Genomic DNA, 20,335 nt, shown 5'->3' on the forward strand with positions numbered 1-20,335 from the left:
CCGCCGGGGCCGCCGTGCGCAGGATGCCGCAACTCGCGCCGTCAAGCGGGCGGGATACCCCGACATGCCGCAACCGGTGTACGACGGGTCCGGGTCGGGCGTTGTGCGGCCGACGACTCGGGTGACGTCGACCGGGCGGCGGGTGGACCCGTTGCGGGTGCTCCCCGACCGTCGACTGGTGCTACTCGGCCGCCGGATCGGCGACGTAGGTCCCGCGCCCAGGCTGCCCGACGATCAGATCGCGATCGTGCAGAAGGGACATCGCTCGGTACGCGGTGTTGACGCTGACGTCGTACATGTCGGCGATCTGGCTGGTTGACGGCAGCTTGTCACCGGGCTTCAACTCGCCGCTCTTGATCTTTGCGGTGAAGTCGTTGGCGATGACCTTGTAGGGCGCGGGTGCTGTAGGCATGGCGAAGACTCCGGTTGGTTCGGCGTCTTCGATCCTGCCCCACCTACACAAGTAACTGCAACAGGTTGTGCGCAACGCCGTTACTCAGGGCTCGACTAGCTCCAGATACTGGTGTAGGTTTCCATCTGTCCGGCTCCGGTTGGTTCGGCAAACCCTCGGAGGCGGACCTGAAGTGGGCTCCGGGGCCGTACCGCCGACAAGGGCTGCGGTCACGGGGTCGGCGGCCCGGCCGGCGTTCCCCCTTTCCGGCGGCCGGGCCGCCTCCAGCCATGCGGCCGGCGTGACCCGGCGTTGAGGAGGTTCAGGTGCGCAACGTGATCGACCTGTTTCGCCCAAGGAGAGACCGACGAACCCCGAACGACGGAGCGTCCACGGCAATTTTTCGATCACCGAACGGCGCAACACCGTCGGGGGGTGGACCTTCACCGATAGGCAGGTTGGTGCCGCGTGGCGGGCCTCCGCCAAACGGCGTGCCGCCATCGAGCGGCGGTCGGCCGCAGAGGGGCGGGCCGTCACCGAGTAGCGGTCGCTTGCCGAACGGCGGCTGGTATCGGTCGGCGTCGTGCCGGTCGTTGACCGTGGGGCAGATTCGGGACCGGCAGTTCCGGTCGGTACGACGGGGATGCGATCCGGAGGAGGTGCACGCCTTCCTGAGTCGGGTCGCCGGTGAGCTGGCCGCCGCCCGGCGGGAACTGGTGCTGGTCGCCGAGGAGAACGCGCGGATCAAGCGGGCGCTACGCAGCTGGCAGGCGCGGTTCACGCCGGGGATGCGGCGGTGAGCGCCGACCGCTTCGTGGTGCATCTGCCGGTGCGGGTCCGGGACGTCGCCGCCGCGAAACGGTTCGCCCGGACGGTCACCCCGGCGCTGAGTTCCTTCGGGAACATCGAGACGGCCGGGACGACCGTCTCGGCGGAGGACAAACAGGGCGTACGCCATTGGGTCTGCTGTGACCAGCCGCTAGACGGCGGCAGGCGGTGTGCCCGCGACGCCGATCACGACGGACCCTGCCGCCCGCGCTGAGCGGGGCCCGGGAGATCGGTCCCGGCTGGCCGACCCGAGCGTGGGGGTGGGCGACACATCGTCAGGGAGGGAGCTCCTGTCGCATCGGCCGGCCGGCACCACGTGGCCGTCGATGCTGTAACCCGAGCCCACCCGACCCCTGTTACTTGTGTGTTTCAACCACATGGCCCGTGGGTGACGTCACTTCTAGCGTGAGCCGACACATAAGGTTCCTTCCTCTGAGTCCTCACGTGGAGTCGCAATGACGGTCCGGACGACACGGCGGGTGTTCATCTCCGCCGCCACGATGATGGCCGCGGCGATCGCCGCCACGGCCTGTGGCAGCCCCCAGGACACCGCCAACGGTGGCGGCGACAGCGCCGCGCCGGTGAAGGTTGGTCTGGTCTACTCCCAGTCGGGAGCGCTGGCCAGTTACGGAAAGCAGTACATCGAGGGGTTCAGGGCCGGCCTGGACTTCGCCACCAACGGCACCAACAAGGTCGGTGACCGGGCGATCGAGATCACCGAGGTCGACGACGCGGGTGACCCGGCGAAGGCGGTCTCCGCGGCCAAGGACCTGATCGGCAAGGGCAACAAGATCATCGCCGGATCGACGGCCTCGGGAGTGGCGCTCCAGGTGGCCCCGATCGCCGCGCAGAACAAGGTGCTGTTCATCTCCGGCCCGGCCGCCACCGACGCGGTGACCGGCGCGAACAAGTACACGTTCCGCTCCGGCCGGCAGTCGTACCAGGACGTGGTGACCGCGAAGTCGTTCATCGGCGACCCGGCCGGCAAGAAGGTCGTGGTGTTCGCCCAGGACGGCGCCTTCGGTGACGCCAACGAGGCCGCGGTCAAGGCCGTCATCGGCGGAGCCGGCGCGAGCGTCAGCGCCGTCCGGGCACCGGCCAGCGCGACCGAGTTCACCCCGTTCGCCAGCCAGATCAAGTCCGCCAAGCCGGACCTGCTCTTCGTCGCCTGGGCCGGCACCACCGCCCCGGCCATGTGGCAGACCCTGGACCAGCAGGGCGTGCTGAGTTCCACCACGGTCGTCACCGGTCTGGACATCCGCGCCTCCTGGCCGACCTTCGGCGCGGCCGGCAGCAAGATCTCCTTCCTGTCGCACTACTTCGACGGCGCCAGCGACACCGAGGCGGCCAAGGCCGCCAAGGCGAAGGTCCCCGGCGGCACGCTCGACCTGTTCCACCCGGACGGCTTCGCCGCCGCCCAGATGGTGGTCCGCGCCGTGGCCGAGGGTGGCGACGACGTCGAGAAGATGGTCACCGCGCTGGAGGGCTGGAGCTTCGAGAGCGTCAAGGGCAGCATGACCATCCGCGCCGAGGACCACGCGCTGCTCCAGCCGATGTACCAGGCGAGCCTGACCGGCAGCGGCGACACCTTCACCGCGACCGCTCAGAAGGCGCTCACCGCCGACGAGACCGCACCGCCGGTCCAGGCGATGAAGGGCTGACCAAAGATGCTCGCCACCCGCGGTCTGACCTGGCGGATCGGTGAGGTCTCCATCGTCGACTCCGTCTACCTGGACCTGGCACCCGGGGAGTTCCTCGGCGTGATCGGCCCCAACGGCGCCGGCAAGACCTCGCTGTTCAACCTGATCACCGGCCTGCGCCGGGCCACCGAAGGTCGGGTGACCCTGGACGGACAGGACATCTCCGACCTGCCGCCGTATCGGCGGGCCCGCCTGGGCCTGGGCCGTACCTTCCAGGCGTCCTCGGTGTTCGGCTCGCTGAGCGTGCGGGAGAACGTCCGGCTCGCCGTGCAGGCACACCGCGGGGGTTCGCTCAAGTTGTGGCGGCGGGCGGCGGCCGACCGGGAGGTCGCCGCCGCCGCCGACGCGGCACTCGACCGGGTCGGCCTGGCCCACCGGGGTACGGCGCTGGCGGGCACCCTCGCCCACGGCGAGAAGCGGAAGCTGGAGATCGCCCTGCTGCTGGCCGGTGAGCCACGGGTCATGCTGCTCGACGAACCGATGGCCGGGGTCAGCGCCGAGGACGTGCCGGAACTGGTCCAGGTGATCCGTTCGTTGACCGGCGACAGCGGCCGGGCGGTGCTGATGGTGGAGCACCACATGGACGTGATCCTCGAACTGGCCGACCGGATCGCCGTGATGCACCACGGCGCGCTGCTGGCCTGCGACACACCGGAGACGGTGATGGCCAACCCGACCGTACAAGAGGCCTACCTCGGGGAGTCGCTGTGAGCGAACCCGTATTGACCGTGGAGAACCTGTCGGTCCGGATCGCCGGGCTGCACATCCTCCAGGGCGTGTCGTTCACGGTCGCGCCGACCGGGGTCACCGTGCTGCTCGGCCGCAACGGGGTCGGCAAGACCACCACGCTGCGCGCCGTCGTGGGGCTGACCCCACGTAACGGGGAGGTGCGCGGCACCGTCCGGATGGGTGCCCAGAGCCTGCTGTCCCAGCGGACCCACCGCCTGGTCCGCGGCGGGCTCGGCTATGTGCCGGAGGACCGCTGCGTCTTCGCCGGACTCACCGTCGCGGAGAACCTGCGGCTCGCCGAGCGGCGCGGTACCCGCCCGGCGTACGACCGGGTGTTCGCGCTCTTTCCCGAGCTGGACCGGCGTTCCCGGCAGCGGGCCGGCTCGCTCTCCGGCGGGCAGCAGCAGATGCTCGCCATCGGCCGGGTGCTGCTCAACGACAACCGACTGCTGCTTGTCGACGAGCCGACCAAGGGGCTGGCGCCGAAGGTGGTGACCGAGGTGGCCGAGGTACTGGAACGGGTCGCGGAGTCCGTGCCGGTGCTGCTGGTCGAGCAGAACCTCGCGGTGGTCCGGCGGCTGGCCCGCGACGCGGTGGTGCTCGCCGCCGGCCGGGTCGCCTGGGCCGGTGACGCCCAGGAGTTGCTGTTGGAGACCGCGCTGACCCGGTCCCTGCTCGGCGTCGGCTCGGCCGAGGGCCACCAGCCCGCCGGGCCGGCGACCGACCAGCCCGTTGGATCGGCCACCGACCGCGTCGCCGGTCGTCGGGCCGCCGCCGCGTCGGCCCCGGAGGACGGTAGCTGATGGACGCGATCATTCTGTTGACGCTCACCGGTCTCGGCCTGGCCGCTCTGTACTTCCTGGTCGCCTCCGGACTGTCGCTGGTCTTCGGCCTGGCCGACGTGCTCAACTTCGCCCACGGGCTCTTCCTCGGCGTCGGCGCGTACGCCACCTGGTGGGCGGCGGGGAACCTGCCCGGCGCCGGGCCGGACGGCCTCGGCTTCGTGGTCGCGGTCGCCTTCGGGGTGGCCGCCGGCACGCTGATGGCGGTGCTCGTCGAGCTGGTGCTGATCCGGCCGCTCTACTCGCGCACCATCGAGCAGGTGCTGGTCACCGTCGGTCTCTCGCTGGCCGGCGTGGCGTTGTTGCAGGCCACCTGGGGTGCCGACGCCCGACCGTTCCCGCGCCCGGCCTGGACCCGCGAGGTGACCTCGATATTCGGTGCGCAGGTGCCCAACGGGGGGCTGCTGCTCATCGTCGCGGCGACGCTGGTACTCGGCGCGATCCTCGCCTTCCTCCGCTGGACCCGCTACGGCCTGATCATCCGGGCCGGGGTGGAGAACCGGGAGATGGTGACCGCGCTGGGCATCGACGTACGCAAGGCGTTCACCCTGGTCTTCGCCATCGGCGGGGCCGCGGCGGCGTTGGCCGGGGCGCTGGGCAGCGTCTACTTCGGCACCGTCTCGCCGCAGCAGGGCGGCTCGCTGCTGATCTTCGCGTTCATCGTGGTGGTCATCGGCGGCATGGGCTCGGTCGTCGGGTCCGCGTACGCGGCGGTCGCGGTCGGGCTGCTGCAACAGTTCGTCAACTACTACGGCACCTCCGGGCTGGGTGACATCTGCGTGGTGGCGCTGCTGGCCGTGGTGCTGCTGCTGCGCCCGCAGGGCATCGCCGGGAAGGCGGTTACGGCATGACCGAGGTCAAGAGTCCCGAGGTTTCGGCACCTCCGGCGGCGGTGCCCGACGAGTTGACCGAGCAACCGGGCCGTTGGGGCCGGCTCCGCCCGTTCCTGCCGCTTGTCGCACTGGTGGTGGCGCTGATCCTGCCGTACTCGACGCTGCACCTGCCGGGCATCTTCGAGGGCGCGCTGAACTCGCCGGGCACCCTGCAACTGCTCGCCGTGTGTCTGGTCTTCGGCGGTCTGGCGGCCGGTTACGACCTGCTGTTCGGGCGCACCGGGATGCTCTCCTTCGGCCACGCCCTCTACTTCGCCGCCGGTGTCTACGGCACCGACATCCTGATCACCCGGGCCGGGCTGCCGCTGTGGCAGGCCGCGCCGCTGGCCATCGTCGGCGGCACGATTCTCGCCGGGCTGCTCGGTGCGGTGGCGCTGCGTACGGTCGGCATCGCCTTCGCCATGGTGACGCTGGCGTTCGCGCAGGTCGGGGCGATCCTGGTGGCCCGGGACTTCGGTGGGCTCACCGGTGGTGAGGAGGGGCTGCCGCTGGACGTGGCCGGGCTGCCGGACGGGCTGGTGGGGGTCACCAACACGGTGAACCTGTACTGGTTGGCGCTGGCCTATCTCGTGGTGGTGGTGTTCGTGGTGCACCGGGTCAGCGGCTCGCCGACCGGCCGGGTGCTGGCCGGGCTGCGCGACGACGAGCGCCGCATCGGTGTGCTCGGGTTGGATCCGTACCGGTTCAAGCTTGTCGCCTTCACCCTGGCCGGAGGTCTGGCGTCGGCCGGCGGGGTGGTCTACTGCCTGATCGTCGGCGGTGCCTCGCCGCACATCACCAGCAGCGAGCTGACCCTGTCCCTGCTGGTGATGGTGGTCCTCGGCGGGCCGGGCACCCGGTGGGGCCCGGTGCTGGGCGGCATCCTCTACATGTACCTCGACCACCGACTGGTGTCCTTCGGCACCTCCGACGCGGTGAACGCGCTGCCGGCGTTCCTCAGCCGGCCGCTGTCCCAGCCGCTGTTCGTGCTCGGCACGGTCTTCATCCTGGCCGTCTACTTCTTCCCCGGCGGCCTGGCCAGCCTCGCGCCCCGGCTGGCCCTGCTCCGCGACTCCCTGCGCCCCGGCTCCCGGCAGCAAGGTTGATCACCAGGTCGGCGGGACGGCACGGACGGCGTGCCGTCCCCCCGCGCTAGCCTCATGATCGGTGGCCGGACCGGCGCTCTTGGTCCGGCCAGCCGCGCATCCGGCTGGTCACCGCTACGGCACAGCGGTGGCGGGTCCGGCCGGGCACGTGCGGGACAAGCAGCGACGGGAAGGATGTCATGAGCGAGCGGTTGGCCGTGGTCAGCGGCGGCGGTACGGGGATCGGGGCGGCGGTGGCACGGGCGCTCGTCCTGGACGGGTGTTCGGTGCTGGTTCTGGGCCGGCGCGCGGCGGTGCTCAGGGCGACGGTCGAGCGGATCGGCGCCGAATCCGGCCGTCCCGAGGCGATCCGTGCCGTGACGGCGGACCTCACCGATCCCGACCAGGTGGTCAAGGTGGTCGAGGCGGTCGGTGGGCGGCCGGTCGACGTGCTTGTCAACAACGCCGGCGGCTACCACAGCGCGGACAGTGACACGTTGGCCGGGATCGCCGCGAACTGGCGGGCCACCCTGGACACCAACGTGCTCACCGCGGTACTGCTCACCGAGGCGCTGCGACCGGCGCTGCGCCGGCCCGGCGGGCGGGTGATCCTGGTCAGCTCCATCGCCGCGCAGCGCGGTGGCGGCGACGCGTACTCGGCGGCGAAGGCGGCGCTGCACGGCTGGGCGTACAGCCTCGCGGCGCAGCTCGGGCCGGACCAGATCACGGTGAACGTGGTCAGCCCGGGCTACGTGGCGGAGACCGAGTTCTTCGCCGGCCGGATGACCCCGGAGGGCCACGCGCAGCGGGTGGCCGCGACCCTGGTCGGCCGGGCCGGGGTGCCGGACGACGTCGCCGAGTCGGTGCGCTACCTGGCCAGTCCCGCCGCCGGCTACGTCACCGGCCAGGTGCTCGGGGTCAACGGCGGGTCGGTGCTCGGCCGCTGACCGGTCAGTCGTTGAGCATGTCGTACGCGGCGGAAGGGGCTGACTGGGCCTGCTCCTCGGTGAACGCGACGACCGCCGGCGCCGTACCGAAGTCGAAGTACTCGACCACGTACTCGGACGCCTTCTTCTTGCCGGCGGCCGGAATCTCCAGCGTCAGCGAGGACAGGTTGCCGTCCGCGCCGACCACCGCGCTGAGCGGAAGCTGCCCGTCGGCGTCGCCGAGCGCGGCCAGGGCGTCCGCCAGCTCCGGCACGGCGGACAGATCCACCACGCCGGTGTACGTCCCGGGCTCACCGGCCTGGACGTCGGTGGCCGCGCGGATGATCGCGTCGGCGTTGCCCGGGTCGGTGCCCTCGTAGGTGGGCAGCGAGTCCGGCCCCTCGATCTTCGCCGGGTCCAGCTCCATCCACTTGGTGGGCAGCTTCATCAGCTTCTGGATGTCCTTGGCGCCCTTGAAGTTGACCTTCATCCAGGTGCGCGACTCGACCATTCGGAAGGACATCTCCAGCGTGAAGTCCTTGTCCTTGGTGACGGTGTCGATGTCCATGCCCCGGTTCGCCGGATCGACCACGCCGGAAACGTCGCCCGAGGAGTCGCTTGTGGTGAAGCGGAAGGCCGGGTCCTGCTCACCGGGTACGGCCGCCAGCAACTCCTGCTTCGGGTCCGGGGGTGGGGGAGCCGCCTCCGGGTTGGCCTCGTCGTCGCAGCCGGCAACCAGGGTCGCGGCCATCAGGGCGGCGGCCACGGCCGCGAGACGGCGGGTCGTGGCGGTGGTGCCGGTTCGCTGAGTCATCTCGTCTCTTTCTCGGGGGATCGAACGGGAATGGTAGAACACACTCCCGGCCGCGGTGCGGCTCCGCCGCCGCACCGCTGGTAGAAACGTCGGATGGGCCAGGAACGGACGGCGGTACGGCAGCGGGCCGAGGCGGTGCTGCGGCGGCTGGCCGGCGCGCAGGCCCGGCTCCGCGAGGACCAGTGGCGGGCGATCGAGGCGCTGGTGGTGGACCGGCGCCGGGTGCTCTGCGTGCAGCGCACCGGGTGGGGCAAGTCGGCCGTGTACTTCGTGGCGACGGCGTTGCTGCGCGACCGCGACGGTCAGGGCGCTGGCACCGAACCCACCGGCCCGACGGTAATCGTCTCGCCGTTGCTGGCCCTGATGCGTAACCAGGTCGACGCCGCGGCCCGCGCCGGCATCCGGGCCCGCACCATCAACTCGGCGAACCTGGACGAGTGGGACGCCATCACCGCCGAGATCCACGCCGGCACGGTCGACGTGCTGCTGATCAGCCCGGAACGGCTCAACAACCCGGACTTCCGGGACACCGTGCTGCCGAAACTGGCCGCCACCACCGGTCTGCTGGTCGTCGACGAGGCGCACTGCGTGTCGGACTGGGGGCACGACTTCCGGCCGGACTACCGCCGGCTGCGCACCTTCCTCGGCAACCTGCCCGAGCGCACCCCGGTGCTCGCGACGACCGCCACCGCCAACGCCCGGGTGACCCGGGACGTGGCCGAGCAACTGGGCACCGAACCGACCACGGCGGCCGGGCCGCGACCGGACGTCCTGGTGCTGCGCGGCAGCCTGGACCGGGAGTCGCTGCGGTTGGGCGTGCTCGACCTGCCGAGCCCGGCGCACCGGCTCGGTTGGCTCGCCGACCACCTCGATCAGCTTCCCGGCTCCGGCATCGTCTACACGTTGACGGTGGCCTCGGCGACCGAGACCGCCGAGTTCCTCCGCTCACGCGGCTGGGCGGTGGCCGCGTACACCGGGCAGGCCGAGGACGCCGACCGCCGCGCCGCCGAGCAGGACCTGCTGGACAACAAGATCAAAGCCCTGGTGGCCACCAGCGCGCTCGGCATGGGCTTCGACAAACCGGATCTCGGCTTCGTCGTGCACCTCGGCGCACCGCCGTCACCCATCGCGTACTACCAGCAGGTCGGCCGGGCCGGGCGGGCCGTCGAACACGCCGAGGTGCTGTTGCTGCCCGGTGCCGAGGACGCGGCGATCTGGCGGTACTTCGCCTCACTGGCCTTCCCGCCCGAGGAGCAGGTCCGCGCGGTGCTGGCCGCGCTGCACACCGACCGGCCGCTGTCCACGCAGGCCCTGGAGCCTCTGGTGGATCTGCGCCGGGCCCGGTTGGAGTTGATGCTCAAGGTGCTCGACGTGGACGGCGCGGTCCGCCGGGTCCGCGGCGGCTGGCTCGCCACCGGAGAGCCCTGGACCTACGACGAGGTCCGGTTGCGTCGCGTCGCCGCCGCCCGCACCGCCGAACAACAAGCCATGGTCGAGTACGCGGCGACGACCGGCTGTCGGATGCGCTACCTGCGGGAATGCCTTGACGATGCGGAGGCGGTGGATTGCGGCCGGTGCGACCGGTGCGCCCCGGCGCTGTTCCCGCCCGAGGTGTCGACGGCCGCGCTGACCGCCGCGCAGACCTTCCTCGGCCGTCCCGGGGTGCAGCTCGCGCCGAAGAAGCTCTGGCCGACCGGGTTGGAGTCGGTCGGCGTACCGCTGAAGGGGCGCATCGCCCCGGCGGAGCAGGCGCTGCCGGGCCGGGCTGTCGGGCGGCTGTCGGACCTGGGCTGGGGTGGTCGGCTGCGCGGGCTGGTCGGGCCGGACGCGCTTGACGGCCCGGTGCCCGACGACGTGGCCGCCGCCGTTGTCGAGGTACTCAAGGCGTGGGCGCACGGCGACGACCCCTGGCCGGACCGCCCGGCCGGGGTGGTCTCGGTCGGCTCCCGGACCCGCCCGGCGCTTGTCGGTTCGCTGGCCGAGCGGATCGCCGCCGTCGGCCGGCTGCCGCTGCTGGGCCAGGTGATCCCCGCCGGGTCGGTGGCCGCCGACGGTCCCCGTGGCAACAGCGCGCAGCGGGTACGCGCCCTGCACGGCACCCTCACCGTCCCCGCCGATCTTGCCGCCGCCGTCGCCGACCTGGACGGCCCGGTGCTGCTGGTGGACGACCTGGTCGACTCCGGTTGGACGATCACGATGGCGGCCCGGGAACTCCGCCGTGCCGGCGCCACCGGCGTGCTGCCGCTGGCGCTCGCCGTCGCCGCCTGAGGGTGCGACCGGAACCACGATCGCTTCGGCTCGCCGGGCGCCCGATCGGCTCGGCGGTACGGTGGGCGCATGGCTGACCAGGCACCCGACGCGCCCGCGCTCGGGTCGGTGCGCACCGCCGAGCGACACGTCGCCGGCCAGGACACCGGCCCGACTCCGGCCGGCCCGGCGCCTGCTGCGGCCTCGGCCGTACCGGATCGGGCCACGCTGCGGTTGGCCCTGGTGGTCGGCGGGGTAGTGCTGGCGGTGCTGCTCGGATTCGGGCTCGGGCGGAGCAACGGTGGCAGTGGTCCCACGGCGGCGGCCGGCACCGGTAGCGCCTTGGCCGAACACACCCACGCTCCGGGTGCCGGCGCGCACGCGCACGGTGCCGAGCAGGACGCGGCGGCCGAGGCCGGCGGTCTGGCGGTCAGCCGCGACGGGTACACGCTGCACCCACTGGCCGCCGAGTTCACCGCCGGGCAGGCCGGTGAGCTGCGGTTTCAGATCCGGGACGGGCAGCGCCGGACGGTCACCCGGTTCGCTGTCGTGCATGACAAGCCGATGCACGTGATCGTGGTGCGTCGGGACCTGTCCGGTTACCAGCACCTGCACCCGAGCATGGCGGTGGACGGCACCTGGTCGGTGCCGCTGACGCTGCCGTCGCCCGGCGTCTGGCGTGCGTACGCCGACTTCACCGCCGTCGCCGACGACGGCCGGCAGACGGCGACGACGCTCGGGGTGGATCTGGTCGCGCCGGGCGACTACGCGCCCCGGGACCTGCCCGGCCCGGCGACCACGACCAGGGTCGACGAGTTCACCGTCGAATACCAGGGTGCCCCCCAACCCGGGCTCACCGTGCCGGTCGACTTCCGGATCACCGGGGTGGACGGCGTGGGCCCGACGCTGGAGCGCTACCTCGGTGCGTACGGCCACCTCGTCGCCTTGCGCGAGGGGGACCTCGGCTACCTGCACGTGCACCCCGAGGCGGGACTTGTCGACGGCGCGATCCGGTTCTGGCTCACCACACCCGCGCCCGGGCGGTACCGGCTCTACCTGGACTTCGCGACCGGAGGAGAGGTGCGTACGGCGGAGTTCACCGTTTCGGTGCCCTGACGGTCAGCCAGCCGTCCGACGCATCGGGGTGGTGGTGGGATCCGAGGGCCGACGGATCGGCCGTCGGGCGAGGTAGCGCAGCAGGTCGCGGATGTGGTGCTTCTCCTCCGCCGGCACCGCCGGATCCGCCAACCGTTGCAGGATCACCCGCACGTCGGCCTCCACCGGGCCGTCGTCGCCACGTCGCCACGGCCCGGAGCCCGCGTCGGGCAGACCGAGGGCGCGGAAGGCCGCCGCGACCGGCAGATCGAGCGCCGCGCAGAAGCTGCGAACCTTGGCCAGTTCGGGATAGTCCTGCCAGTCGCCGGCGAGCCAGCGGAAGACGGTCGAGCGCCCGACGCCGGTGTGGGCGGCCAGGTCGGTGACGGTCCAGCCGCGCTCCTCGCGGGCGTCGTCGATGGCACGGCGCACGAAACGCGCGAAGGCCATCTGCGGCGAAACCTCTGCCGAACCCATCCGGTGGGTCTTCCCTCCCGACCGGCACCCGTCGGTGCGCTCTTCGAGAGTAGTACGGGAACGTTGCCGGACGATTGACTGATCGACCAGACGATTTCGGTGGCGGCCGGCGAATCCGTCACACCGTTGACGGCAGCTGCGTGAGCAGCGTCTCCAGCCGAGGGTTGAGCTGCCACCGGGCGACCAGGTCCCGGTACTCCGCGTGCTGGTCGGCGGTCGGTTCGGCACCGGTCCGGCGGGCCCGGATGAGCAGGTTCCGCGGGGTGTGCGCGGAGTCGACGAACTCGACCACCTCGGCCCGGTAGCCGTGCAGGCGCAGCAGCCCGGCACGCAGCGCGTCGGTGAGGACGTCCGCGAAGCGCTCCCGCAGGATGCCCTGCCGGGTCAGCAGATCGTACGGGGTCGGGGCCGGCCGGTTGCGCAACTGCGCCGCGACGTCGTGGTGGCAGCACGGCGCGGCGAGCACCCAGCGGGCGCGCCAGCCCACCGCCCGGGCCAGCGCCTCGTCGGTGGCGGTGTCGCAGGCGTGTAGCGCGAGCACCAGGTCGGGGGGCGGTTCGACGGTCGCGTCGGCGATCGTGCCGGCGACGAACCGCACCCGGCCGGCCCAGCCCAGCCGCTCTGCCAGCTCGGTGTTGCGGTGGCGCTGATCGTCGCGCACGTCCACTCCCACCAGTTCGACGTCGAGGCCCGCCCGGGACAGGTAGCGGTACGCGGCAAAGGTCAGGTACGCATTGCCGCAGCCCAGGTCCACCACCCGCAGCGGGCGGTCCAACTGTCCGGCCAGCCTCTCGGGGAGAGTGGCGGTCAGTGCCCGGAGGAACGCGTCCACCTGCCGCCGTTTGGCCGCCGAGCCGCCGATCGCGGCGAAGAGCGGATCGCCCGGGTCGAGCAGGTACTCCTTGTCCCGGTCGTGCCCGGCGGCCGGGAAGGCCGACCGGCTCGCCGTGCTGCGGTGCACCTGGGCCTCGCCCGACTTGGTGACCCGCAGTTGCAGGGTGGCGTCGGTGGTCTCCACGTGCCAGTTGCCGAACGGCTCGGCCAGCAGCGCCTCGACCGCCGCCTCCGCCTCCGGCCCGAGGCTCAGGTTCCGGGTGTGCGGCCGGGCTCCGTCCGAGGTGGAGATCTGTAGCCGCTGACCGGCCTTGAGCGCGACCGGGCGCAGTTCGGCCCGGACCATCGAGGGACGCTGGCCGCGCCGCCGTCCGGCCGCCACGGCCCTGGTGAGGGCCGGCCCGAGCAGCATCGAGCGGATCTCGGTCAGGGCGGAGTCAAGTGGTTCGGGCATCGCTCCATCTTTCGGGGGACGATTCGGCGGCATCGTCAGCTGGCAGGCGGCCCACGACCCCCCGGCACTGCCCATCCGCCAGCTCTGCTTCAACGGACGCACGGGTTCCGGCGGGTAGCCGGTGCGTGGAGTGAAGCAGAGCAAAGGAAGCGGACAGGAAGTACCGCCCGGGCGGCGACGGGTCGGCCAGCAGCACTGGCCGTGCTCCGTCGCCTCGGGCGGTACGTCGTCAGTCGGTGGTCGCCTCGGCCGGCGTACCGCTGTCGGCTGCGGCACCACGGCGGCGTCGGCGGCGGCGCGGGCGCGGGGCGGCGTCGGCTCCGTCCTCGCTGCGGTCGGTGGCTGCCTCGGCGGGGGTGCCGTCGACGGCCGTCGAGGCGGTCTCGGTGCCCGCCACCGCATCGCCGGCCCGGCGGCGCCGGCGACGCCGGGGGGTGCGGGTGCCTTCCTCGGCGTCACTCGCGGTGGCGTCGGTCGGCGTGGTGTCGGCACCGTCCTGCCGGCGACCGCTGCCGCCGCGTCCACGGCCGCCCTCACCACGGCCGCCCTCGCCACGGCCGCCCTCGCCGCGACCGCGGCGGCGGGTGCCGCGCGGCTCGCCCCGCCGGGAGCGGCCACCGCCCAGATCCTCCTCGACCTCGGCGGCCAACCCGGCGCGGGTGCGTTCCGCAGTGGGCAGGGTGCCGGTCATCTCCGTGGAGATGTGCAGGTCGGTGTAGAGGTGCGGCGAGGTGTGGTACGTCTCCGGCGGTTCGGGCATGTCCAGCCCGAGCGTCTTGTCGATGATGCGCCAACGGGGCATGTCGTCCCAGTCGACGAAGGTCACCGCGACCCCGCTCGCGCCGGCCCGGCCGGTTCGGCCGATCCGGTGGGTGTAGGTGTCCTGGTCCTCCGGGCAGTCGTAGTTGATCACGTGGGTGACGCCGGTGACGTCGATGCCCCGGGCCGCCACATCGGTGGCGACCAGAGTGTCGATCTTTCCGGCCCGGAATGCCCGCAGGGCCCGCTCGCGAGCACCCTGCCCGAGGTCGCCGTGCACCGCCGCGACCGCGAAGCCCCGGAAGTCCAGGTCCTCGGCGACCCGGTCGGCGGCCCGCTTGGTCCGGGTGAAGATGATGGTCAGCCCACGGCTCTCCGCCTGGAGGATCCGGGCCACGATCTCGATCTTGTTCATCGAGTGGGTGCGGTAGACGAGTTGCTCCGTCTGCGGCGAGGGGCCGGTCTCGGCGGTGTGCCCGGCGTGGATCGTGATCGGGTGGCGCAGGAAGCGTCGGGACAGCGTCACGATCGGGTCCGGCATGGTCGCGGAGAAGAGCATGGTCTGCCGGTCCTCCGGCAGCATCGCCAGGATCCGCTCGACGTCGTCCAGGAAGCCGAGGTCGAGCATCCGGTCGGCCTCGTCCAGCACCAGCGCGCGCACCCCGTGCAGGCGCAGATGCTTCTGCTTGGCCAGGTCGAGCAGGCGGCCCGGCGTGCCGACGAGGATCTCCACACCCTTGCGCAACGCCTCGATCTGCGGCTCGTACGCGACACCGCCGTAGATCGGCAGCACGCGCACGCCCCGGGTACGGCTGGCGGCGGCGATGTCCTTGGCGACCTGGATGCCCAGTTCGCGGGTCGGTACGACGACCAGGGCCTGCGGCAGCCCGTCGCCGCCCTCGTCGGGGGCGAAGACCCGCTCCAGCAACGGCACGCCGAAGCCCAGGGTCTTGCCGGTGCCGGTCGGTGCCTGCCCGATCAGGTCGGCGCCGCGCAGCGCGATCGGCAGCGCGTACTCCTGGATGGCGAAGGCGCGGGTGATGCCGGCCGCGGCCAGCGCGTCGACGGTCTCGGCGCGCGCGCCGAGCTCGGCGAAGGTCGGTGCCTCCGGTCGGACCGGGGCGGTCGGGGCCAGTTCCTGGCCGTCGATGATGTCTTGAATCGGCTCACTCATGTGGATTTGGGGGTGCCCTCTCGTGGGTGCGCCCCGTCATGTCCTCAGGGCGCGTTCGGTATGACGCGGGCCACACGGTCGGCGGCAGAAAGCCGAGCGGACCGGGCCGCACGCGCGCCGTGGGTCGGACTTCGACCGGATCGGAGTTGACTCCGGCCGGGATCGGCACCTACGGCAACTCCTCCATGCTACCTGAACGGGCCAAACAGCGTCCCGATTCCGTAGGGGAGGGCGCCGGCGCAAAGGTTTGTAGGTGACCTGTATCACAAATGCTGGGGTGGTTGGCGGATCCGCGCGGGTCTGCGACGCCCCGGCCGGACGGTAGCCTGCGCACGTGTCCGCCCCCATTCCGCCGGGCCACGCCGTCCCTGCCGCGCCCGGTGACGCCCCTGTCCCGCCCGGTGACGCCGTCACCGACCTGCTCGGTCTGGTGGCCCTCGGTGAACTGCTCGCTTTCGACCGGATGGCCGCCGACGCCCGGCTCGCCCCCGACCTGCGCCGCCGGGCCGCCCTGAGCGAGATGGCCGCTGCCGAGATCGCCAACTACCGGCGGGTGGCCGACCGACTCACCGCGCTCGGCGTGCGGCCCGACGACGCGATGGCGGCGTACGTCACGCCGTTGCAGGCGTACCACGACTCGACCGAGCCCCGTGACTGGGCCGAGGCGGTCACCAAGGCGTACGTCGGTGACGCCATCACCGACGACTTCCTCCGGGAGATCGCCGTCGCGCTTGCGGAACCCGAGCGCCAACTGGTCCTCGACGTGCTGCACGAGTCACGGTACGCGGAATTCGCGGCCGCCGAGATCCGGCTCGCCATCGTGGCCGATCCGACCGTGGCGGGCCGGCTGTCGATGTGGGCCCGACGCCTGGTCGGCGAGGCGCTGTCCCAGGCGGGACGGGTCGCCGCCGCAGACCACGGGGCCCTGACCGCGCTGATCGCTGCGAGCGGACAGGTCGAGGTGGCGGGATTGTTCCGGCGGCTGACCGCCGCGCACACGGCGCGGATGGTCGCCGCCGGGCTCAACAACTGAGACCGGCAACAGGACGGTGCGGCGAGGAACCCCGATCCGTTTCTCCTGTCGCCGGTCTGCCGGAACGTCAGCGAACGGTGAAACCGACCGCCCGAGGGGACGCCTCGGCGATCTCGACGTAGGCGACCTTGCCGACCGGCACGATGATGCGCCGCCCCTTCTCGTCGGTCAGGGAGAGAGTGCCCTCGCCCCTGGCGACGGCGTCGGTCACGATCCGCTCGATCTCGGCCGGCGACTGCGCGCTCTCCAGGACCAGCTCGCGCGGCGCGTACTGCACGCCGATCTTGACCTCCACTGTGCCTCCTCCATCGGGCGAAATGGCCGCCCTGCGAAGGCTATCCGATCACAAGGTCGAAGGTCAGGCTGACTCACCTTGCAGCGGAAAGCTGGCGATGCCCCGCCAGGACAGTGCCGCCACCAACGCCTCGGCCTCGGCCTTCGGCACCTGGCGGCCGCCGGCCAGCCAGAACTGTGCGGCGGTCTCGGCCGCACCCACCAGGCCCGAGGCGAGCAGTTCGGCGTGCGCCCGGCTGACCCCGGTGTCCGAGATGATCGTGTCGGTGATTGCCGCGATGCAGCCCTGCTCGACCCGCTCCACGCGTTGCCGCACGGCCGGCTCGTTGCGCAGATCCGACTCGAAGACCAGGCGGAAGGCCTCGCTCTCGTGATCGACGAAGTCGAAGTACGCCCGCACCGACGCGCTGACCCGCTCCTTGTTGTCGGTGGTGCTCGCCATGGCGTCGTGCACCTTGGCGACGATCGCGTCACAGTGCGTGTCGAGCAGTGCGAGGTAGAGCTCCATCTTGCCCGGGAAGTGCTGGTACAGCACCGGCTTGGAGACCCCGGCCCGCTCGGCGATGTCGTCCATGGCCGCAGCGTGGTAGCCCTGCGCGACGAACACCTCCTGAGCAGCGGCGAGTAGCTGCTTGCGGCGCGCCGAACGGGGCAGGCGCGTGGGTCGGCCGGCGGTCTGGGCGCCGTTCCCCACAGCGGTCATGGGAACCTCCGAGGTTGTCGTACGGGCCGGCATATCACCCGAACCGGTCGGAGCCGCTCGGCTCCTCGCGGAATTGGCCCGCCGCTGTAACTTATCGCCACTGTCGCCACACGGTAGCCTCAGCGGGGGCGACCAAGGAGCGCGCGGTGAGTGAAACAGGGCAACCCGGTGCCGCCACCCCGGGAGAGCACGGCGACGGGACGGGTCAGCGCGATGACCTGGCCCGTTCCGGCAACGGGTGGTCGGCGCCCCCGGTCGACTGGTCGTGGGGCCCCGAGGTCGTGCCTGGACCCGAGGTGACCGGTCCGCGGCCGGAGTCTCCGTCCGGTTGGGCCACCGCCTCGTCACGCCACGCCGACCTGCCGGCTCCCGTCGGTGAGCAGGCGGAGCCCGAACGGCCCGTCCGGATCAACGGCAACCACGTCAACGGCCACCAGCCGAACGGCACGCCCGTCGCCGACCAGTCCACCGCCAGCCGGCACGTCCCGGTCAGCGCGCCGCCCGGCCTACGCGGGCCGGCTCAGGACCCGGGCCAGGACCGCCTCGTCGTACCGGCGCCCCGTCCGGTGCCCTCCGGGGAGCAGCCGGGCACCGCCGGCTCCGGTCGGCCGACCTCGTCACCTCCGGCCGTGCAGGTGCCGCCGGTCGGCACCGCCCCCTCCGGCTTCGAGATGCCACCCGGCCTGCACGCGCCCACCGCCGAACGGTCCGCCGAGGGCCCGGCCGGCGGCTGGCAGCCCGGCTGGGACGACGGTCGTCCGCCGGAGCCGGCCGGTGCGCCCTGGCCGGGCCCACCCGCCGCCGATCCGGCCGTCGGGCCGGCTGACAGCCCTGCGGTCGACGGCACCAGTCAGCCCGCCGGCTGGCCGGCCGCGTCGGGCGGCACCGATCAGCCAGCCGGCTGGTCGCTTGCCGAACGACCCGCCGGTGGCCCGGACCGGCCCAGCTGGGCCCAGCCCGACCCGGCCCGCAACTGGGCGCCGCCGTGGGCGCGCGACGAGGATGCGCCCACCGACCGTCGGTCCCGTGAGGCGTCGGCTCGGAACTGGGCCAGCGAGCCCAGCCGTCCGTACGAGCCGCTCCGCGCCGAGCCGACCCGTCCGTACGAGCCGGTTCGGGCAGAGCAGCCCCGGCCGTACGAACCCCGCCGGGATGCCGAAGCCGCGCCGGAAGGGCAGCCACCTCTTGCGCCCGACCCGGCTGACCAGCCGGCCGCCGTCGATCCGACCAGCGCGCCCCCGGCCCCGCCGCGTCCCGCGTGGGCGCGGTCGGCCGATCTGCCGCCGGCCACGGAGCGCGCGTCCTGGGCGCTGCCCTCGGCCAGCGACGATCCGACAAGCGCACCGCCGGTCCCGCAACGCCCGTCATGGGCGCGCTCGGCCGACCTGCCGCCGGCCACGGAGCGTCCGTCGTGGGCGTTGCCGCCGGTAAGCGGTGCACCGGCGAACGATGGCCTGCCCTGGGCTGACCGGAACGAGGAGGCGCCACCGTGGGGCAGCCGGGCCGGCGGGCAGCCGGCCGACGAGCGGTTGCCCTGGGCGCTGCATCCGGCCAGTTCCCCGCCGGCCGGTACGCCGTCCGGCGCCGTCGATCCGACAAGCGCCCCACCGGCCGGGACCCGGCCGCCGGCCCCCACCTCCAGCGCAACGCAGCCTGCCGATTCGAGCCGGCGGGAGACATCCGGGCCCGGCTCGGCGCCGTCGGTCGCCGAGGCCCGGTCGGTCAGCGATCCTCCCGGGTATCGACCGTTCCGGCTGCGGCCGGTTCCGGACGAGCCGACATCCGCGTCCGCCCCGGTTCCCGCGCCGCCGGATCCGACCACCGGGACCGCCGCGCCCGGCCAGGTCCCGGCCGTGTCCGATCGCCGCGAACGCACCCCCTCTGCGCCCGTCCCGACGAGTGCAGCCCCCTATGCGGCCCGCCGGTCCGCGCCCGATCCGGTCCCGCCGACCGAGCCGGCCGGCGACCGTTCGGGAGACCGCACCACGGCGGTGTTGCCGCAGCGCGTCCCCGCCGAACCGGACGTGCCCGTCGTGCCGGAGCCGCCAGCTGTGGAGCCACCCGCCGAAACCCCGGAACTCGCCCGGATCGCCACTCATCTGCGCCGTGACGACGAGCCGGCCCCGCTGCGGGACCGGCCGGAAGGCTTCGACGTCAACGCGATCCTCGCTGCCGTTCGCGGTGTCGAGGGCGTACGCGATGCCGCCCTGCGGCGTACCCCCGCCGGAGCTCACAGCCTGCGCCTCGACCTCGCCGACGGGGCCGACCCGGCCGAGGTGAGCCGACATGTCGCCCGGTTGTTGCAGGAGCGGATGGGGCTGGCTGCGGCACCGCGCGGCCTACCCGCAGTCCCCGCCGTGCCGGTGCGTCGGCGCGCCAACGAGAGCCGGAACGAGGCCGGTGAGACGCGCCCGTCCGCGGAGCCACGGCGCCCGTCCGCCAGACCCGGCGGTACCCGGACGGAGACCCCGCCGAGCCGGCCGGAGACCGTGCCGGAGACCACCCGGCGGCGCCGGCAGTCACCGGCCCCGAACCGGGGTCGGGCGGTCGTCGACGAGCCGGGTGCGCCGGGCAGTCCGGTGACCCTCGGTGCGTCCTACTCCGGCGGGCAACTCACCACGACCGAGTCCGCGCCGTCGAGACCGCTGGACACCGGTGGGGTGCCGGGCCCCCGGGTGGTGCTCGACCACGTCCAGGTGAGCACGTTCGGCCTCGACGCCAACGTCGAGGTCCGGCTGGTCGCGGGCGACCAGAACGCCTCGGGGCATGCCACCGGGCCGGCCGTGGACGGCTTCGTGCTGCGGTTGTGCGGGGTCGCGGCGGCGGCGGCGATCGACGAGCTGCTCTACGCCGCCGGTCCCACGGCGGAACGTGGACGGTGCTTCGTGGAGCACGCCGCGGTGGTGCCGTTCGGCAACTGCGAGGTGGCCACCGTGGTGGTGCTGCTGGTCTGCGACGGGTGGGTCGAGCAGTTGGCCGGGTCCGCCCTGGTCGCCGGCGATCCCCGGCAGGCGGTGGTACGAGCGACCCTGGCCGCGGTCAATCGTCGACTGGAGGCGCTGCTGGCGTGAGCCGTTC

General features: G+C 72.8%; 19 protein-coding genes. 12 read left to right on the forward strand and 7 right to left on the reverse strand.

Going from position 1 to position 20,335, the window contains the following annotated elements; genetic code table 11:
* Positions 1-181: 181 nt before the first annotated feature.
* Positions 182-412 carry a winged helix-turn-helix domain-containing protein gene (locus KBX00_RS21705; protein ID WP_210829771.1) on the reverse strand — a complete coding sequence of 77 codons (231 nt, stop codon included), beginning with the start codon at positions 410-412 and terminating at the stop codon, positions 182-184.
* A 578-nt stretch (positions 413-990) separates the two neighbouring features.
* Here KBX00_RS21705 and KBX00_RS21710 point away from each other — a divergent pair.
* The 8 genes from KBX00_RS21710 to KBX00_RS21745 all read left to right on the forward strand — a co-directional run bounded on the left by KBX00_RS21710 (position 991) and on the right by KBX00_RS21745 (position 7,394).
* Positions 991-1,191 (forward strand): DivIVA domain-containing protein, encoded by a 201-nt coding sequence (locus tag KBX00_RS21710; protein ID WP_374225343.1) that lies wholly within the window; start codon positions 991-993, stop codon positions 1,189-1,191.
* Entirely contained in the window at positions 1,188-1,433 is a 246-nt protein-coding gene (locus KBX00_RS21715; RefSeq protein WP_210829775.1) for a hypothetical protein, read from the forward strand. Before KBX00_RS21710 ends, KBX00_RS21715 begins: the two co-directional genes overlap by 4 nt.
* Positions 1,434-1,674: 241 nt before the next feature.
* Positions 1,675-2,880 carry a substrate-binding domain-containing protein gene (locus KBX00_RS21720; RefSeq protein ID WP_210829778.1) on the forward strand — a complete coding sequence of 402 codons (1,206 nt, stop codon included), beginning with the start codon at positions 1,675-1,677 and terminating at the stop codon, positions 2,878-2,880.
* A gap of 6 nt (positions 2,881-2,886) precedes the next feature.
* Positions 2,887-3,630, forward strand: coding sequence for an ABC transporter ATP-binding protein (locus KBX00_RS21725; RefSeq protein ID WP_099849466.1), 744 nt, complete (start codon positions 2,887-2,889; stop codon positions 3,628-3,630).
* Positions 3,627-4,451, forward strand: coding sequence for an ABC transporter ATP-binding protein (locus tag KBX00_RS21730; RefSeq protein ID WP_307869028.1), 825 nt, complete (start codon positions 3,627-3,629; stop codon positions 4,449-4,451). Before KBX00_RS21725 ends, KBX00_RS21730 begins: the two co-directional genes overlap by 4 nt.
* Positions 4,451-5,341: a branched-chain amino acid ABC transporter permease gene (locus KBX00_RS21735; RefSeq protein ID WP_099849468.1), complete on the forward strand. Its 891-nt coding sequence runs from the start codon at positions 4,451-4,453 to the stop codon at positions 5,339-5,341. Before KBX00_RS21730 ends, KBX00_RS21735 begins: the two co-directional genes overlap by 1 nt.
* The gene (locus KBX00_RS21740; RefSeq protein WP_210829780.1) at positions 5,338-6,468 is read left to right on the forward strand and encodes a branched-chain amino acid ABC transporter permease; all 1,131 of its coding nucleotides are present in this window, start codon (positions 5,338-5,340) and stop codon (positions 6,466-6,468) included. Before KBX00_RS21735 ends, KBX00_RS21740 begins: the two co-directional genes overlap by 4 nt.
* A gap of 179 nt (positions 6,469-6,647) precedes the next feature.
* On the forward strand, positions 6,648-7,394 hold the full coding sequence (locus tag KBX00_RS21745) for an SDR family NAD(P)-dependent oxidoreductase (protein WP_210829782.1): 747 nt from the start codon (positions 6,648-6,650) through the stop codon (positions 7,392-7,394).
* Positions 7,395-7,398: 4 nt separating this feature from the next.
* On the opposite strand, the gene KBX00_RS21750 is transcribed toward KBX00_RS21745, so the two are convergent.
* On the reverse strand, positions 7,399-8,187 hold the full coding sequence (locus KBX00_RS21750; protein WP_210829784.1) for a hypothetical protein: 789 nt from the start codon (positions 8,185-8,187) through the stop codon (positions 7,399-7,401).
* 93 nt (positions 8,188-8,280) lie between these two features.
* On the opposite strand from KBX00_RS21750, the gene KBX00_RS21755 reads away from it, so the two are divergent.
* Together KBX00_RS21755 and KBX00_RS21760 are read left to right on the forward strand one after the other, a co-directional pair.
* Positions 8,281-10,455: a RecQ family ATP-dependent DNA helicase gene (locus KBX00_RS21755; RefSeq protein ID WP_210829786.1), complete on the forward strand. Its 2,175-nt coding sequence runs from the start codon at positions 8,281-8,283 to the stop codon at positions 10,453-10,455.
* Positions 10,456-10,524: 69 nt separating this feature from the next.
* Entirely contained in the window at positions 10,525-11,550 is a 1,026-nt protein-coding gene (locus tag KBX00_RS21760; protein WP_301548351.1) for a hypothetical protein, read from the forward strand.
* Between the two features lie 3 nt (positions 11,551-11,553).
* On the opposite strand, the gene KBX00_RS21765 is transcribed toward KBX00_RS21760, so the two are convergent.
* From KBX00_RS21765 to KBX00_RS21775, 3 genes are all read right to left on the reverse strand, one after another.
* On the reverse strand, positions 11,554-12,006 hold the full coding sequence (locus tag KBX00_RS21765; RefSeq protein ID WP_210829788.1) for a multiprotein-bridging factor 1 family protein: 453 nt from the start codon (positions 12,004-12,006) through the stop codon (positions 11,554-11,556).
* 118 nt (positions 12,007-12,124) lie between these two features.
* Complete coding sequence (locus KBX00_RS21770) at positions 12,125-13,294, reverse strand: SAM-dependent methyltransferase (protein ID WP_210829790.1); 1,170 nt, start codon at positions 13,292-13,294, stop codon at positions 12,125-12,127.
* A gap of 229 nt (positions 13,295-13,523) precedes the next feature.
* Positions 13,524-15,227: a DEAD/DEAH box helicase gene (locus tag KBX00_RS21775; protein ID WP_210829792.1), complete on the reverse strand. Its 1,704-nt coding sequence runs from the start codon at positions 15,225-15,227 to the stop codon at positions 13,524-13,526.
* Between the two features lie 334 nt (positions 15,228-15,561).
* Between KBX00_RS21775 and KBX00_RS21780 the strand changes: the two genes are divergently transcribed.
* The gene (locus KBX00_RS21780; RefSeq protein ID WP_307869031.1) at positions 15,562-16,260 is read left to right on the forward strand and encodes a ferritin-like fold-containing protein; all 699 of its coding nucleotides are present in this window, start codon (positions 15,562-15,564) and stop codon (positions 16,258-16,260) included.
* A gap of 67 nt (positions 16,261-16,327) precedes the next feature.
* On the opposite strand, the gene KBX00_RS21785 is transcribed toward KBX00_RS21780, so the two are convergent.
* Positions 16,328-16,555 carry a DUF3107 domain-containing protein gene (locus KBX00_RS21785; RefSeq protein ID WP_099849490.1) on the reverse strand — a complete coding sequence of 76 codons (228 nt, stop codon included), beginning with the start codon at positions 16,553-16,555 and terminating at the stop codon, positions 16,328-16,330.
* A gap of 63 nt (positions 16,556-16,618) precedes the next feature.
* Entirely contained in the window at positions 16,619-17,257 is a 639-nt protein-coding gene (locus KBX00_RS21790) for a TetR/AcrR family transcriptional regulator (protein ID WP_131302398.1), read from the reverse strand.
* Between the two features lie 146 nt (positions 17,258-17,403).
* On the opposite strand from KBX00_RS21790, the gene KBX00_RS21795 reads away from it, so the two are divergent.
* The gene (locus tag KBX00_RS21795; RefSeq protein WP_210829794.1) at positions 17,404-20,328 is read left to right on the forward strand and encodes a hypothetical protein; all 2,925 of its coding nucleotides are present in this window, start codon (positions 17,404-17,406) and stop codon (positions 20,326-20,328) included.
* The last annotated feature ends 7 nt before the right edge of the window (positions 20,329-20,335 follow it).

This window comes from Micromonospora sp. C95, assembly GCF_018070465.1.
Classification (GTDB): Bacteria; Actinomycetota; Actinomycetes; order Mycobacteriales; family Micromonosporaceae; genus Micromonospora.